The following is a 15,429-nucleotide window of genomic DNA, read 5'->3' as shown; positions in this document are numbered from 1 at the left end:
GTACCCCTCACCGGCTCGCGTTCGGTAGCGTCTTCTCTCGTGGCGAAACCGAAGAAGCTGGCATCTGCTCTCTCCAAGCGTGGCCCGCACAAGGTGCTCCGAGGCAATCTTGCCCTGGCCGGGCAACCCGGCGTCGTCTACACCCCTGCCGAGGGCTTCGGCCTGCCCGGGGTGACGTTCGCGCACGGCTGGATGCTCCGACCCGGCAATTACACCGAGACACTGAAGCACCTGGCGTCCTGGGGACTAGTCGTGGCGGCGCCGGACACCGAGCGTGGCCCCGTACCTTCGCACCGCGGACTCGCCACCGACCTGGGCACTGTGCTCGACATCATGACCGGCGTGCGCCTGGGCGCAGGCAACATCAGCGTGCATCCGGAGAAACTCGCCACTGTCGGTCACGCGATGGGAGCCGGGACCGCCGTGCTCGCTGCCGAGCGACGCTCGGACATCAAAGCCGTCGCCGCACTGTTCCCGGCACCGACGGCACCGTCGTCCGAGCACGCCGCGGCCGGACTGACCGTTCCCGGGCTCGTCGTCGGAGACAACTCGAACGCCGATTCCCTCACCGATAATTCTCTCGCGCTCGCCCAGGCGTGGCACGGACCGTCCGTTCTCCGACGGGTCGACGGTTCGACGGCAGACGGATTCGTCGAGGGCCGGCGGATTCTGGGCGCACTGGGCATCAACAAGCCCGATCGCAAGACCCAGCAACGCACCCGTGCGGTCCTCACCGCGTTCTTGCTGTTCCACCTGACGGGCGACTCCGATTACGAGGAGCTGGCCGGATCCACCGGTGAGATCGATGGCACCCGCGCGGTCGATCCGCATGCGCCCCTCGACGCCCAGCCCAAGCCCAAGGCGTCCGCTTCCATCAAGGCCTTGCTCGGCCGGGGCTGATTCTGCTCGACTTCTGTTCGACGCCGTCCCGGATCAGACCAGCCAGGTTCGCGGCCGTTCTTCGGGCTCGGTCTCGACATGCGGGACGGGTTCTCGCCGGTCGAGATGAGCAGGCTGCAACACCGGGCCCGGCTCCGGCTCGGCCTCCGGATCCGACGTGGCCAGAGGGTGTGCACGAGGCTGCTCGGAACCGATAGTGGGGGTCTGAGCCTGCCGCACCGCCTCTGACGCGCGTGCCATGGCGTCGCGATGTTCGTCGCGAATTCGGTGCAACTCGCGCCGCCAACCGCTGTCCGCGCTCACAGTGTTCCCGCCTCACTCAAGCCGGCACCGGTGGCCGGATCTGGCGATACGGCCGGAGGACGCGGGAGGTCCGCCGACACGGGGTGCTGGGCGGGAGATAGACGGCCTTCATTCGGGTCCTCCTTCGGGTTCTGGCTAGGGGGCGAGTCGACCGTCGACGATTCCGGCTCACACTGCGCCTGCACTTCGTCCGAGTGTGCGCCGGACGATCCCTCCGTCGGTACTGGCCCGGGCGGTGCAGGCTGGGTCGGTGCAGGTTCGCTCGGTGCAGGCTCGCTGGGTGCGGGCTCGCTCGGCGCGGGGCCAGGTGCTGGTGGCTCGGGCGGTGTCGAACCGGATCCAGCCGAGTCGGTCGGAGCAGGGTCGGTCGAAGCAGGGTCGGCAGGAGGAGGATCGGCAGGAGGAGAGTCGGCCGGCGGTGCGGGTCGGTCCGGCGGTAGAACAGCCTGCATCGATGACTGGTCCGCATCCACATTGTCTGCAGCACCGGGTATCTCGACGATCTCGGGCAGCCCGAACGGACCGATTCTCAACTGGAACGACCGAACCCCGAGCCCCGGGGTGTCGAGTTGGAGCGAGAGCGCACCGTCGTGTTCGAGTGCGATGCGGGCGCGATGCCCATCGAGCTCGGCCTCGAGGTGGCCGCGCTCGGCGGTGGCCCCGGGCACCATCGGATCGGCCGAAGTCGACAGCTCCGGCGGCGACGTTGGCATCGGCTCCGTTCGCGAGCCGACAGAATCGTCGCGCGGTGCCGGTCCACCCTCCGGTTCTGCAGCGGGCGGAGCCGTCGCGTCGCCGACACTGCGATGGTCGGCACGCGAGTCATCAGGACCGCGCTCATCTGCAGACCGATCGTCAGCACCTCGCTCATCTGCGTAGTCCTCGTCTGCATTTTCCTCGTCTGCATTGTCCTCGTCCGGGACTGCACCACTCAACGCTTCGTCGACGCGATCGACGATCTCGGCAACCACCCGGTCCACGAGTGCGCCCAGCGGATCGCCCGCCTCCCTGGCGGGTGCATCTTCTCTTCGGCGTGGATCCGACGAATCCGTCCCGCCGTGGGCCTTGGGTGCGCCGGTGATCGGATCCGCATTCCCCGGCGCGTCGATGGCTGCCGGTTCCGCAGGAGCAGGTTGCGTGGCGGCAGGCGGTGACCACGGGCCGTAGGACGGTGGCCACGGATCGGAAACCGCTGGCCCGGTTGCGATCATCCAACGACGCTCGTCGAGATCTCCGAACGACAAGTCGTGTACTCCGCCCACACCCTCGACCAGCAACGCCATGCTGTCTCTCACAGCCGTGTCCGTCGCTGCGCACGCGTCGAGCACAGCATCGCAGGTGGCCTTCATTCTCGGGACGAACTGCTGGGCGATCCAGTCCCTGCATTGCTGTCCCGCCTCGGCCGCGAACTCGTCCGATACGTCTGTACTACGCGCGCGTTCGGCCAGCTCCTCGAATGCTGTCGCCAACCGAGGAAACACCGACCCTCGATCGATCGGAACGCATTCGATTCCCGACGCGAGCACGATGGCGTCGATCTCGTCGGCGCTCTTCCCGTCCACGGCCTCGATGTCGAGACTCCCGACCAGTTCTGCCTTGTCGGTGACCGCGTCGCGAAGAACATCGACGCACGCGGACATCGTTTGGTGGGCACCCTCGATCGATGTCAGGAACTCGGCCACTGCCTGCTCTTCGGACGAGAGATAGGTCTGTACGGCGTCGCCTGCCTCGCCGAACCACCGCATCTGCAGAACTCGGCGCAATTGGACCTGTTCTTCGTGTTGATCGCCGAGTGTCACCGTCAACGCTTCGAGGGCGTCAGCATCTCGGCTCAGCGCACCGAGATTCAAGCCACGTTGCTCGTCGTACCTCGCGCAGACCTGCTCGTACGTCGGGAACTCCTGACTGCTCCGTACCCGTGCGACGAGTGGCAGGAAGCGCTCGAAGTACAGCAGCCCCATCGCCTTCGCATCGAGTATTTCGTCTATGGACGAGCTCTGCCCCGGCGACACGGAAGGAGTAGTCATCGAGGCGACTCGATAGCGTCCGCTGTGCTGTCGTCCTGGCCTTCGTAGTCGTCGATAGCAGCGAAGATCGCATCGGAGACGTCCTCGACCGAGGTCCTCCACGATTCGACAGCCCGTGCGAGGCCATGGTGAGCCTCGGTGTACGCAGAGCCGAGGTCGCCGTAGTTCCGTCCGGCTCCCGCCGCACCGAAGCCGGGTTCGGCCAGCGTCTCTGTCGCGTCGGCGAGTGCGTCTGCCGATACCGCCAAGGCTTCTGCAACGCTGCGAACGCGGACCGCGTCCACCCAGAATCCCTCACTCATACGTCCCCGTCTCGCCCTCGATGTGCCCCTTTCTCACTATGACGTGCGCCGACGCACATCGGTTCCCCAGCGAGCGGTAACGTCCCGATGTGAAATGTCAGTAACAGGTACCTGAAGTAGCTGCACCAGCTGCTCACCGAACGAGGAGTCCTATGCACATCGGAACGATGCTGAACTACAGCGGTGGCTTCAACGAGACCGTTGCCGAGGTCGCCGAGCTGGAGAAGGCAGGTCTCGACATCATTTTCGTGCCCGAGGCCTACTCGTTCGACGCCGTCAGCCAACTCGGGTTCCTCGCCGCAAAGACGAGCACGATCAAGATCGCGTCCGGCATCTTTCAGATCTACACCAGGACACCGTCACTGACCGCCATGACCGCCGCCGGTCTCGACTACGTATCGGACGGCCGTTTCGTACTCGGGCTCGGCGCATCCGGGCCGCAGGTCGTCGAAGGCTTTCACGGCGTCAAATATGACGCACCGATCGCCCGAACCCGCGAGGTCATCGAGATCTGCCGTCAGGTCTGGCGTCGCGAGAAGGTGCAGTACCAGGGCAAGCACTACCAGATTCCCCTGCCGGCCGACCAGGGCACCGGCCTCGGTAAACCCCTCAAGCTGATCAATCACCCTGTGCGCGATCGTATTCCAGTGGTCATTGCAGCTCTGGGACCCAAGAACGTCGAGCTCACTGCCGAGATCGCCGAGGGCTGGCAGCCCATCTTCTACTTCCCCGAGAAGGCAGCCGACGTCTGGGGTGAATCGCTTGCAGCGGGCAAGGCCAAGCGTGATCCGTCGCTCGGCGAACTACAGGTGTTCGCAAGTCCCACCCTGGCCATCGGCGAGGACGCCGAGAAGTACCTACCCTGGGTCAAGCCACACCTTGCGCTGTACATCGGCGGCATGGGTGCCAAGGGCAAGAACTTCTACAATTCGCTGGCTCAGCGTTACGGCTACGAGGCCGAAGCCGAGAAGATCCAGGATCTGTATCTCGCGGGCAAGAAAGAAGAAGCGGCCGCTGCGGTCCCCGACGAACTGGCTCGCGCAGTGAACCTGATCGGCCCGGAAAGCTACGTCAAGGAGCGGGTCGCTGCCTTCGCCGAAGCGGGCGTCACCACTCTCAACGTCGCGCCGCTGGCCGAGAACACCGCGGGACGCGTCGCGCAGTTGACAGCGCTGCGCGAACTCACCGCCTGAGACCTCAGACCGATGCGACCCGGCCCGCGAGCTCTTCTGCGAGCCGGGTCGCCACGTCCAGCTCGGACGCCTCGACCATCACTCGCACCAGCTGCTCGGTACCGCTGGGCCGCAACAGAACTCGGCCCGACTCGCCGAGTTCGCGCTCGGCCACGGCGACGGCGTCCGATACCGACGGGGCCGACGCCACTGCTGCTTTGTCCGTCACTCGCACGTTGATGAGCACCTGCGGCAGGGTCCGCATCGCCGACGCCAGGTCCGCGAGACTGCTGCCGGTCTGCGCCATCCGTTCCATCAGTCGCAGCGCAGTCGCGATGCCGTCGCCCGTGGTGCCGACGGCAGGAAGAACCACGTGTCCGCTCTGCTCACCGCCCAACGCGAATCCACCACGACGCAATTCCTCGAGCACGTAGCGATCTCCGACTGCCGTGGTGCGCAACGTGATTCCGGCTTCACGCATCGCAATGTGCAGACCCAGATTGCTCATGACCGTGGCCACCAAGGTGTTGTCGGTCAATTGATTCGCGTCACGCATGGCAATGGCCAGCACGGCCATGATCGCGTCCCCGTCCACCACCGCACCGGACGCATCGACCGCAAGGCAGCGGTCCGCGTCACCGTCGTGCGCGATTCCGAGGTCCGCCCCGTGTTCGACGACGGCCTTCTGCAGGCCTTCCAGATGAGTGGAACCGCAGCCGTCGTTGATGTTGAGTCCATTGGGCTCGGCATTGATGGCCACGACCGTCGCGCCGGCCCGGCGATAGATCTCGGGCCCGACGACCGAGGCCGCGCCGTGCGAGCAGTCGACCACGACCTTGACACCGTCGAGTCGATGCGAAACCGACGCAGCCAGGTGCTCGATGTACCGGGTGGCCGCGTCTCGGGCGAGCTCGATTCGACCGATCGCGGCACCGGTCGCGTCCAGCGGGCGTTCGTCGCTTCCGGTGCCGTCGCCGAGCGCGGCCTCGATGCGGTCTTCCACGTCGTCGTCCAGCTTGTGCCCGCCCGCAGCAAAGATCTTGATTCCGTTGTCGGGCATCGCATTATGGGACGCCGAGATCATCACCCCGAGCGCTGCGCCGTATTCGGCGGTCAGGTAGGCAAGCGCAGGCGTGGGTAGGACCCCTACGTCGATCACGTCGACACCCGAGGCGGAGAGCCCGGCCGACACGGCGGCACCCAGCATTGCTCCGCTGATGCGGGGATCGCGACCTACGACCGCCACGCGCCTGTCGCCGTCGACGTTCGGTGCCAACACGGTGGCCGCAGCTCGTGCGATCTGCAATGCCAGCTCGGCGGTCAGAAGCCCGCCCGCCAGTCCCCGGACCCCGTCGGTGCCGAACAATCGCGCCATGAAACAAGAACTCCTTCGAGCGGAGAGAATGTCGTGGGAAATGCCTCGAGGGCAGGCGTCCGATACTGCGGGAGGCCTGCCCTCGAGGATGAAACGGGTGAGACGCGTCAGCGCTTGGAGTACTGCGACGCCTTACGGGCCTTCTTCAGGCCGTACTTCTTACGCTCGACTGCACGGGCGTCACGGGTGAGGAAGCCGGCTGCCTTGAGCGCCGGACGATCATCAGGAGTGAGCTCGATCAGTGCGCGCGAGATGGCCAAGCGCAATGCGCCTGCCTGTCCCGACGGTCCGCCGCCGTGCAGCAGCGCGACGATGTCGAAGGACTCTGCGCGATCGACGAGGACCAGAGGAGCCTTGATCAGCTGCTGGTGCACCTTGTTGGGGAAGTAATCCTCGAGGGTGCGGCCGTTGAGCTTGAATCCGCCGGAGCCCGAGGACATCCGGACACGAGCGACGGCTTCCTTACGGCGACCGACGGTCTGGATCGGGCGGTCGAACACGATCGGGGCCGGAGCAGCAGCAGCGGCTTCGATGTCCGAGGTCACCTCGGGCTCTTCGACGGCCACGAACTCGTCGGCGGCGATCTCTTCGATGTTCTCCTGCGACGTCACGTCATTTCCCTCCGGCGCCGTCACTGGGACACCTGCTTGATCTCGAACGGAACGGGCTGCTGGGCGGCGTGCGGGTGGTTCGGGCCCGCGTAGACCTTCAGCTTGCTCGCGATGGCATTACCGAGCTTGTTCTTGGGGATCATGCCGACGACGGCCTTCTCCACGAGACGATCGGGATTGTTCTCGAGCACCTGGCGAGTCGAGCGCGACTTCAGACCGCCCGGGTGGCCGGAGTGGTGGTGGTGGAACTTGCCGTCGAGCTTGTTGCCGCTGATGGCAACCTTCTCGGCGTTGATGATGACGACGAAGTCGCCACCGTCGACGTTGGGTGCGTAGGTGGGCTTGTGCTTACCGCGGAGCAGAGTCGCGGCCTGGACGGCGAGGCGTCCCAGCACGACGTCCGTGGCGTCGATCACATGCCACGTCCGGGTGGTGTCCCCGGCCTTCGGGGCGTAAGTAGACACAGAAAATTCCTGTCTTCATGATGTCGCTGCTGGCCAAGACGAGTGGATGCCCTCGGCGGCCAGTTGAGACCCGAGGACAAGAGCTCGACCCGCGCTCGAAAGCGCGGCGAGCCCATACACGCCAACGGGAGACGATACCGGCAGTGGTCCCCCAGGTCAAAACGCCTCAGCGCAGACGAACGCACTGCACGCACCGGCGGGCGGCCGGCAGCGCCTCGAGCCTGATCGCCGGAATCGCGGTGCCACACCGGTCACAGACACCGTACGTCCCGGCGGCGAGCCGCGCAGCAGCCGCGTCGAGCTCGCGTAGCTCGGATTCCGCATCGCCGATCAGGGCCGCGATCTTCGCTCGCTCGAACGCGATCGTCGATCCTTCCGGATCGTGCTCGTCGTCGTCGGTGGTCCAGCGCGATCCTTCGATCACCGATGCCAATTCTTCCCGCAGAGATTGGAGTCGATGTTCGGAGCGAGACCACTCGGCCTCGAGTGCTCCCCCGAACTCCGTCATCGCTCCAGTAGACCCCGAGGTGAGCTCGGATGCCCCGGAAACGGCATCTGCCCCGACCGAGCTTTCGGTCGGGGCAGACATGGTCCGCGAAATCGTCAGCGAGCCATTCGCGCCTTGTTGGCCATCTCGACGCCGTGCATGGTCTCGCCACCGGTTCGGGCGGCCGCAACGAGGCTCGACAAGATGAGATTGAGTTCGTCGGATGCAGAGTTCCACTGGCGCTGCAGCTCGTAGTAGGACGTCATCGCGTCACCCTCCCACGATTCGTAGAGCCGCTTCGCAGTGCTGTCCACGTCCCCGAGGAGGTCCTTGGTCACGTTCGCCTGCTTGTTCATCGCCTCGGTCAACGCCGCGATCTGCGCGAAGTCGTATTTCATGTCGGATCATTCTCCTTGGTCGAGCTCGGTTGTATGGGTTTGCCTCGTGGTCACCGGATGCGACGGTCTACTTGAAAGAGGACAGGCCCGAGCCGAGGGACCCGGCCACCTGGTTGACGGCCGACACGTTGTCGTCGTCGGCGTCGGAGTAGCCGTGGCCGTTGGTCTTGATGTCCGCGGAGATCTGTTCCAGTGCGCTGCGCATCTTCTGCGCGCTGGTGTCCCACTGCGCCATGACGTCCTGAAACGATTTGCCCGCCTTGCCGACCCAGGCTTCGGCGGTCTGTTCGACGATGGAGCGAACCGCCGAATTGGAGGCGTTGATCGACGCGCTCAGCCCCTCGATCGTGGCTCCGGCAGCGACGAGCTCCTGCGGTGTGACTGTGACGCCGTTCGACGAACCCGTAGATTCCGGTCCCCCTGGATATCCCACTTCGACTCCTTGTACTCGTTACTCGAATCACGCGAACCCGCGGCGCACGTGCTGTTCGACCGAGAGGCCGTGATCGGCCTGCTCACTCCCCTACATCTCCTTGGACGCAGCAACCCCTCGTTTCGGTTCCGGTTGCACGCGAGAAACTCTGGTCCGTCATCTCGTGGCCGGGACGATCTCCAGGCTTTGGGTCGCCTGGTCGCATTCGGCGTCGATCACGGCCGAATCGACGCCCTCGAATTGGCAACCGATACTGACCTGCAGATCGGACTCGACGAACACGCGCCAGAGCACGGTCGAGTCGTCGACGGGTGTCTCGGTGTAGGCGATCCCGACCCGACCACCGAAATCACGGACGGCTTCGAGCGATCCGATCGTCGATTGCGGGCCGCGGGCATCGACTGCCGACCGAAGCTCGGCAGCTACCTGTTCCTGAGTCGAACCCGGCGTCAGGTCCGCCACCGTGACGACGATGCGTCGTTCCGGAGGTGTCGGCGGAATCAACACCATGCGGTCCGGGTCGTCCAGCCTCGCCCAGGTGGCCGGCAGCCGCATCGACGCCCGTCCCGATACGAACGTCACCGTTCGGACCGGCGGAGGTGCCTCCGTCGACTCCGCCGTCGACTCCGCCGTCGATTGCGCCGACTGTTGTCCATCGGCGGGAGGCGTCGACGCACTGCTGCTCGGCGCAACGGCCGGCGAAAAGGGCTGTGCCACCGCGGTGTCGATCTCATCCGACGACACAGAAGTGAAATACACACCTACACAGACCGATACGACGGCGACCGTGGCAACGGCCGCGACTGCGATCGAAGACGAGAACGGATTCCGTCGAGGAGGCACCACCGTGACGTCGTCGAGCCATGCCGCCGACCGAGTCGTCGCGGCGGGAACCGACGGTGCCGGTTCGAGATCCGCCCCGGCCCGCCTGTACAGCGACCTCGCGACATCGAGTCCGGTCAGCCACCTCGTGTGGCGATCGAAGACGGGGTCCGCTCCGCCATTGATCGACGCCACCACGAACACCGCGTCCGGGCAGGGTGAGACCGACGAACGAACGTAGTCACCGACCGCTCGACGCCAATCATCGTCATCGCCGGCACCGAAGCGGACGACGGCGCCGGTGTCACCACCGTGCAACCCCGATGCGTCGACGACGAACACGGACGTGTCGAGCGCACCCACTTCGACGACGACCGCGGCAGTCGGCGCGCGTTCACCCGAAGTCTCGATCGCGGCTGCGGCCGTTTCCACGAGCACGACCTCGTTCGCCGACGCCGCGAACGTTGTGCGCAGGACAGCCGTGCGCTCGTCACCCCAGGCGGACGGATATGCGATCTCGAGTACGTCGAGTCGGTCGTGCACCCCGGCGCTCTGCAGTGCCGCCCACACGATTCCGTGCAGCACTTCGCCTCGGTTCCACACCGAGGCTCCCACTGCGATGTACGGGTCGTCGATACACAGCAGAGGAGGTATCTCGCCCGCTACGTCGTGTCGACCGAACACGAGACGGCCACCCTCTGCCGTGGCGAATGCCGACCCGGTGTGCTCTCTCGGCCCTTCGAGCGGGTTGCTCGTGGCGACGACCGAGACCTCGGTGTACCCCAGATGTACTGCCGCATAGCGCCACGAGTCGGTCAACTGGAATGCCCGAGTTGAACGAGAGCCTGACCCGATCGATCGACGAACACACCTCGTCCGGGCGGCATTCCGCTCGGCCGTACCGTCCCGAGCAGGTTCCCCTCGTCGCGGTTACCGCTCATCACCAGACCCGGCGTCACCAGATCCCGCAGCCGTCCGATGACCGGGTCGAACAACGCCCGGCCGGCACCGCCCGAGCGACGCGCCACAACGAGGTGCAGCCCGATGTCTCGTGCGTGCGGCAGGTGTTCCACCAACGGTGCCAACGGGTTTCCCGACGACGTGGCCACCAGGTCGTAGTCGTCGACGATGACGAACACCTCGGGTCCGTCCCACCAAGATCGGTCGCGAAGCTGTTGTTGGGTCACATCGGATCCGGGCATGCGGTCGCTCATACGACCGGCGAGATCGACGATCATGCTGGTCAAGGCCGCCTGTGAGGCTGCGTAGCCGGCAAGATGATCGGAATCGACTGTACCGAGCAGCGTTCTGCGATAGTCGGCAACGATGATCTTGACCCGATCGGACGAATTGGCCTGGGCCAGTGAGCGACAGATACCGCGCAACAGGGACGTCTTGCCGCACTCACTGTCACCGAACACCACGAAGTGCGGATTCTCTGCAAAATCGAGCACCACCGGTGCCAACTCGGCCTCGTCGATTCCGATGGGAACTCCGAGTTCGGGAGTGCCGCCACGGCTTCGAGGCCACGCATCGCCGAGCTGGGCGAGAATTGCCGACCGATCGAGCATCTCGGGCAGCATCCGCACCGGCGGCGCTGGGGTTCCCGTGGACGCGGCGGCGATTGCAGCGACCGATTCACCGACAGCACGGGACAGATCGTCGACGGACGCGCGCTGGTCCACTCGAGGAAGGGCAATCGACATGTGCAGCCCTTCCCTGGTCATTCCTCGCCCGGGCCGACCTTCCGGCACGCTCGCCGCCTTCGCACGCCCGATGTCCGAATCGGACGAATCGCCGAGCCGCAATTCCAACCGGGTGCCGATCAGATCTTTCGTCGCAGGCCGAACTTCGGCCCATCGCGACGCAGTGAGGACGAGATGCAGACCGAAGGCAAGGCCCTGGGTGGCCAGCGTCGCGATCGACTGTTCCAGGCTCTCGAAGTCGGACCGGATGGACGGCCACCCGTCGATGACGAGAAAGACGTCCCCGAAGCGATCGACGGGGTCGACGGGTTGCGTGGCACGGCGACGCCGAAACTCGGCCATCGAATCGATTCCTCGATCACGAAAGGTCTTCTCTCGCTGTCGCACCACGCTCGCAACCTCGGCCACGGTCCGCCGAACTCGATCGACGTCCAGCCTGTTGGCCACCGATCCGACGTGCGGCAGACCGGCCAGACCGGCCAGTGTTCCGCCACCGAAATCCAAGCAGTAGAACTGAATCTGCGCCGGTGAGTGCGTCATGGCCAGCGCCAGGATCAATGATCGCAGTGCCGTCGACTTGCCCGATTGCGGCGCTCCGACGATAGCAACGTGACCTGCTGCGCCCGAGAGATCGACGGTCAGCAGATCGCGACGCTGGTCGAAAGGCCGGTCGATGATGCCGATCGGGGCACGCAGAGTGGTCCGCGGATCGAGGCGATCGGTCAGGACCGACCGGGGCAGCAGCTGAGTCAACGTGGGGGCGGTGTCGAGCGGTGGCAACCACACTTCGTGGGCCGGCGTCCCGCGCCCGCGGATTCTTCCGACGACCACATCGAGCACCGTGTCACCGGTGGTGTCGACCGGCTCCGGTTCGTCCACCGGTACCTCTGCGGCCGCGATACGACCCACATCGACGGAATCGAGTGGCACCGCATAGGCGGTGAAGGGCCTCGGTCTGACGTCGGCTCCCAGCACGGCTCGCGCGCCGGAACTCGCGCGCGGTGGTGTGTAGGGACCGGAGACGTACGCGGCAGCGAACCTGACGATTTCGGATGAATCGCACTTGAGGTAGCCCGCACCGGGTTGCGCAGGAAGGTGGTAGGCGTCGGGAACGCCGAGCACCGAGCGAGACTCGTTCGCGGAGAACGTCTTCAGGCCGATGCGGTAGGACAAGTGACTGTCCAGTCCGCGCAGCTTACCCTCTTCCAGTCTTTGGCTGGCGAGGAGCAAGTGCATGTGCAGGGACCGTCCGAGCCTGCCGATCGCCACGAACAACTCGGCGAATTCCGGCTGCTGACTGAGCAACTCGGAGAATTCGTCGACCACCACGAACAGAGCGGGCATCGGTGCCAGATCCGCGCCCGCGGCGCGCGCCTTCTCGTAGTCGGTGACGTTCGCGAAGTTTCCGGCCGAGCGCAACAACTCCTGCCGGCGGTTCATCTCGCCGGCCAAGGCGTCGCGCATGCGGTCCACCAAGGCCAAATCTTCCGAGAGGTTGGTGATCACCGCGGCGACGTGGGGTGCGGACTCGAGGCCCGCGAACGTCGCGCCACCCTTGAAGTCGACGAGCACCAAGTTCAATTGCTCGGGCGAATGTGTCGCCACCAATCCGAGCACCAACGTACGCAGGAACTCCGATTTCCCGGAACCCGTTGCACCGATGCACAATCCGTGCGGACCCATACCGTTCTCGGCCGACTCCTTCAAGTCGATCTCCACTGCGCTACCGTCGGGCGCAACACCTATCGGCACCCGCAGCCTGTCGCGGCCGCGACGCATCGTCCAGGCCCGGTCGGTGTCGAGAGCACCCACATCGGCGATACCCACCAGACTGTTCCATCCCGAGACTCGGATCCCGTCGTCGTCCACGGCATCGACCACCGACGACGCGGACGGAGCGCGAAACGGCGACAGGCGTCGCGCAACGGCGTCCGCCTGAGTGGTACTCATCGAATCTGCGACGGCGAACACCTCGACCGTGGTCCCGCTCACCGCGCCGATCGATCCGTTCTCGGCGAACAACTGAAGACCGCGTGATGCAGCGAGTCGGGGGCAAAGACCGGACAAGTCGATGATCGTCACGGAATCCAGGCCGGTATCGGTGAGATCGGTCGACCGGTTGTCGAGAAGTCCGCCGTCCACCACGATCACCAACTGGACGACACCGGCAACCGGGATCACCCCGCGGGCGAACCGGTTTCTCAGTGCGAGGACATCGCCCAGCGCACCCTCGAGTTCGAGGACGCTCCCGAAGATCATCCGAGACGAGCCGGCGACATCACGCATCGCGTCGTGCTGAGTGTGTGGAAGCCACTTCGTCCACTCCCACTGTGCCACCGTGTCCGGACCGCACACTATCGCGAGCGCAACATGGTCGGGACCGTGGAAGCTGCACAGAGAGGCCAACATTGCGCGCACCATCGCTCGGGCACAGTCGCGATCACCTGTGATCGACAGCGCTGCGAACCCCCTCAGCGATACCGCGGTAGGCAGTGCAGACACCACCGAGTGAGCCCGAACGAAGCGGCGCAGCGACACCGCCGAGACTGGCTCGAGCTCCTCCACGGGCCCTGTCTCGGGCGGCACGAGACGGGTGGCCAGTCTTTGGTCACCGCAGCCGACGCGGACGTGAGCGAAATCGGGATCCGATTGCCGCCGTTCCCACATCCGATCCGTACCGGCAACCGACCACAGAGTCTCGGGTGCCGGGTGGCTCCATTCGAGGGCCTTACGCTGCGCACGTTCGGTATCGGCGACGTCGCGACGCAGCTGATCGAGATATCGAAGGTAGTCCTTGCGGTCCTCGTTCGCCTCGGCGGTCCGTGCCCCACCGGACTTGCCGCCGCCCGCCAGCATTCCCACCATCGACATCAGCATCATGGCGGGAAACATCAGCATCATCGGATTGGCTGCCGCACCCGAGGTGAACATCAGCGCGACCATCCCGACCATCGCAGCGACCATCACCAACGGCATCAACTTCATCAGCAGGTTGCCGGGAACCGCGCGCGGAATCGCGGGTGGCGGCTGAAGATCCAGCTCACCGCCCGGCGACCGCGGCACTTGTCTGCGCGCACCGCGAACGAAGCGCACGGTACTCATCGATCCGCCCCCACGGCTGCGCCCCCACAACTGCACTCGCTGCGACCTCCCCCCGAGGCCACGTGGACGACAGGCTAACGCATGAAAGATCGAGTGGTCCACGCTTGCGCGATTTCGCACCGCCGAAGGGGCTGAACTGCGCGTCGAGGACTCGAGAAATAGAACACCGCACGACACCGTTGCAGTAGAAGCGGCTTCTCTTGCCGCACGCTCGACGAACGAAAGGCTGGCTCCTACCGTGTCCGTACCCCTGTCCATCCTCGATCTCGCACACGTGGCCGAGGGCGAATCAGTCCGCGACAGCTTCGACGCGAGCGTCACGCTCGCTCAGCACGCCGAGAACTGGGGGTACCGACGCATCTGGTACGCCGAGCACCACAACATGAAGACGATCGCATCGTCCGCCACGTCGGTACTCATTGCCCACGTCGCTGCCCACACCGAAAAGATCCGGCTCGGCTCCGGCGGCATCATGCTCCCCAATCACGCGCCGCTGACCATCGCAGAGCAATTCGGCACGCTGGCGACCCTGTACCCGGGCCGGATCGACCTGGGCCTGGGCCGCGCCCCAGGAAGCGATCAGGTGACCATGCGCGCGATGCGCCGTAATCCCGAGTCCGCCGATCGTTTTCCTCAAGACGTCCAGGAATTGCAGGGATACCTGTCGACCGAGTCGTTGGTACCCGGTGTGAGCGCCACGCCCGGTGCCGGCACCGAAGTGCCGCTCTACATTCTGGGATCGTCACTGTTCGGTGCTCAACTCGCTGCTGCACTCGGATTGCCTTTCGCCTTCGCCTCGCACTTCGCACCCGATGCGCTCGAACAGGCTGTCACGATCTACCGACGGGATTTCCGGCCGTCGGCACAGCTGGCCGAGCCGCACCTTATCGTCGGTGTCAACGTGATCGCGGCCGATACGCTCGCCGATGCGCAGGCGCAGTTCCTCCGCACCAAGCGAAGCCGAGTCAGCCTTCTGCTCGGCCGCGGCCGGACCTTCACCGACGAAGAAGCCGACATGGTTCTCGAAGCGCCCGCCGGACAACAGATCACGAAGATGACCAAATACTCGGCAGTCGGTACGCCGGACATGGTCAAGGATTATCTCGATCGATTCGCCGAGCGCACGGGTGCCGACGAGCTGATCGTCGCCTCCGGGATGTCCGACCGCGCATCCTGGCTCCGCTCCTTCGAGTTGCTGGCACAGGTGAGCAACCTCGTTCCGGCATGACGCCGACGTCCTCGGCGAGCGGCGCAACGGGCCGTTGCGTGTCATCGTGATGTCGTAAGGTGTGCACGCAGATGCACGGTGGGGCGGGCATCTGCACAC

The 15,429-nt window shown here is 65.4% G+C and carries 14 protein-coding genes; 3 read left to right on the top strand and 11 right to left on the bottom strand.

Annotation, left to right across the window (positions count from 1 at the left end; genetic code table 11):
• Window positions 1-39 precede the first annotated feature (39 nt).
• Complete coding sequence (locus ACFI9K_RS05010) at window positions 40-900, top strand: dienelactone hydrolase family protein (protein ID WP_462662495.1); 861 nt, start codon at window positions 40-42, stop codon at window positions 898-900.
• 33 nt (window positions 901-933) lie between these two features.
• Here ACFI9K_RS05010 and ACFI9K_RS05005 read toward each other — a convergent pair whose 3' ends face one another.
• Genes ACFI9K_RS05005 through ACFI9K_RS04995 form a run of 3 tightly spaced genes read right to left on the bottom strand, consistent with a single transcriptional unit; the run spans window position 934 to window position 3,532 of the window.
• Window positions 934-1,203 (bottom strand): hypothetical protein, encoded by a 270-nt coding sequence (locus ACFI9K_RS05005; protein ID WP_462662494.1) that lies wholly within the window; start codon window positions 1,201-1,203, stop codon window positions 934-936.
• Window positions 1,200-3,230, bottom strand: a complete 2,031-nt coding sequence (locus ACFI9K_RS05000; RefSeq protein WP_462662493.1) for a hypothetical protein — start codon at window positions 3,228-3,230, stop codon at window positions 1,200-1,202. Before ACFI9K_RS05000 ends, ACFI9K_RS05005 begins: the two co-directional genes overlap by 4 nt.
• Window positions 3,227-3,532, bottom strand: coding sequence for a type VII secretion target (locus ACFI9K_RS04995; protein ID WP_462662492.1), 306 nt, complete (start codon window positions 3,530-3,532; stop codon window positions 3,227-3,229). Before ACFI9K_RS04995 ends, ACFI9K_RS05000 begins: the two co-directional genes overlap by 4 nt.
• A gap of 152 nt (window positions 3,533-3,684) precedes the next feature.
• On the opposite strand from ACFI9K_RS04995, the gene ACFI9K_RS04990 reads away from it, so the two are divergent.
• Window positions 3,685-4,725, top strand: coding sequence for an LLM class F420-dependent oxidoreductase (locus tag ACFI9K_RS04990; RefSeq protein ID WP_222092866.1), 1,041 nt, complete (start codon window positions 3,685-3,687; stop codon window positions 4,723-4,725).
• 4 nt (window positions 4,726-4,729) lie between these two features.
• Here the strand turns inward: ACFI9K_RS04990 and glmM are convergent, their stop codons facing one another.
• The 8 genes from glmM to eccCa all read right to left on the bottom strand — a co-directional run bounded on the left by glmM (window position 4,730) and on the right by eccCa (window position 14,102).
• Window positions 4,730-6,079: a phosphoglucosamine mutase gene (gene glmM / locus ACFI9K_RS04985; protein WP_462662491.1), complete on the bottom strand. Its 1,350-nt coding sequence runs from the start codon at window positions 6,077-6,079 to the stop codon at window positions 4,730-4,732.
• Between the two features lie 107 nt (window positions 6,080-6,186).
• A complete protein-coding gene (gene rpsI / locus ACFI9K_RS04980) occupies window positions 6,187-6,714 on the bottom strand; it encodes a 30S ribosomal protein S9 (protein ID WP_222092864.1) in 528 nt (175 codons plus the stop codon).
• Window positions 6,711-7,154 (bottom strand): 50S ribosomal protein L13, encoded by a 444-nt coding sequence (gene rplM / locus ACFI9K_RS04975; RefSeq protein ID WP_027496344.1) that lies wholly within the window; start codon window positions 7,152-7,154, stop codon window positions 6,711-6,713. Before rplM ends, rpsI begins: the two co-directional genes overlap by 4 nt.
• A 166-nt stretch (window positions 7,155-7,320) precedes the next feature.
• Complete coding sequence (locus ACFI9K_RS04970) at window positions 7,321-7,662, bottom strand: TraR/DksA C4-type zinc finger protein (protein ID WP_462662490.1); 342 nt, start codon at window positions 7,660-7,662, stop codon at window positions 7,321-7,323.
• 95 nt (window positions 7,663-7,757) lie between these two features.
• Entirely contained in the window at window positions 7,758-8,039 is a 282-nt protein-coding gene (locus tag ACFI9K_RS04965) for a WXG100 family type VII secretion target (RefSeq protein ID WP_032376663.1), read from the bottom strand.
• A gap of 67 nt (window positions 8,040-8,106) precedes the next feature.
• The gene (locus ACFI9K_RS04960; protein WP_462662489.1) at window positions 8,107-8,472 is read right to left on the bottom strand and encodes a WXG100 family type VII secretion target; all 366 of its coding nucleotides are present in this window, start codon (window positions 8,470-8,472) and stop codon (window positions 8,107-8,109) included.
• Between the two features lie 156 nt (window positions 8,473-8,628).
• Window positions 8,629-10,113: a type VII secretion-associated protein gene (locus ACFI9K_RS04955; RefSeq protein ID WP_462662488.1), complete on the bottom strand. Its 1,485-nt coding sequence runs from the start codon at window positions 10,111-10,113 to the stop codon at window positions 8,629-8,631.
• Window positions 10,110-14,102, bottom strand: coding sequence for a type VII secretion protein EccCa (gene eccCa, locus ACFI9K_RS04950; protein WP_462662487.1), 3,993 nt, complete (start codon window positions 14,100-14,102; stop codon window positions 10,110-10,112). The genes ACFI9K_RS04955 and eccCa overlap by 4 nt, the downstream gene beginning before the upstream one ends.
• A 238-nt stretch (window positions 14,103-14,340) precedes the next feature.
• On the opposite strand from eccCa, the gene ACFI9K_RS04945 reads away from it, so the two are divergent.
• Window positions 14,341-15,330, top strand: coding sequence for an LLM class flavin-dependent oxidoreductase (locus ACFI9K_RS04945; RefSeq protein WP_462662486.1), 990 nt, complete (start codon window positions 14,341-14,343; stop codon window positions 15,328-15,330).
• Window positions 15,331-15,429 lie beyond the last annotated feature (99 nt).

This window comes from Rhodococcus sp. PSi06 (assembly GCF_054960675.1).
Note: the sequence above shows the minus strand (reverse complement) of the source record. Positions and strands in the feature narration are given on the sequence as shown.

Coding starts and splice junctions, on each gene's coding strand:
- ACFI9K_RS05000 (WP_462662493.1), bottom strand. CDS start 3,230: ATGACTACTCCTTCCGTGTCGCCGGGGCAGAGCTCGTCCATAGACGAA.
- ACFI9K_RS04995 (WP_462662492.1), bottom strand. CDS start 3,532: ATGAGTGAGGGATTCTGGGTGGACGCGGTCCGCGTTCGCAGCGTTGCA.
- ACFI9K_RS04990 (WP_222092866.1), top strand. CDS start 3,685: ATGCACATCGGAACGATGCTGAACTACAGCGGTGGCTTCAACGAGACC.
- glmM (WP_462662491.1), bottom strand. CDS start 6,079: ATGGCGCGATTGTTCGGCACCGACGGGGTCCGGGGACTGGCGGGCGGG.
- ACFI9K_RS04970 (WP_462662490.1), bottom strand. CDS start 7,662: ATGACGGAGTTCGGGGGAGCACTCGAGGCCGAGTGGTCTCGCTCCGAA.
- ACFI9K_RS04965 (WP_032376663.1), bottom strand. CDS start 8,039: ATGAAATACGACTTCGCGCAGATCGCGGCGTTGACCGAGGCGATGAAC.
- eccCa (WP_462662487.1), bottom strand. CDS start 14,102: ATGAGTACCGTGCGCTTCGTTCGCGGTGCGCGCAGACAAGTGCCGCGG.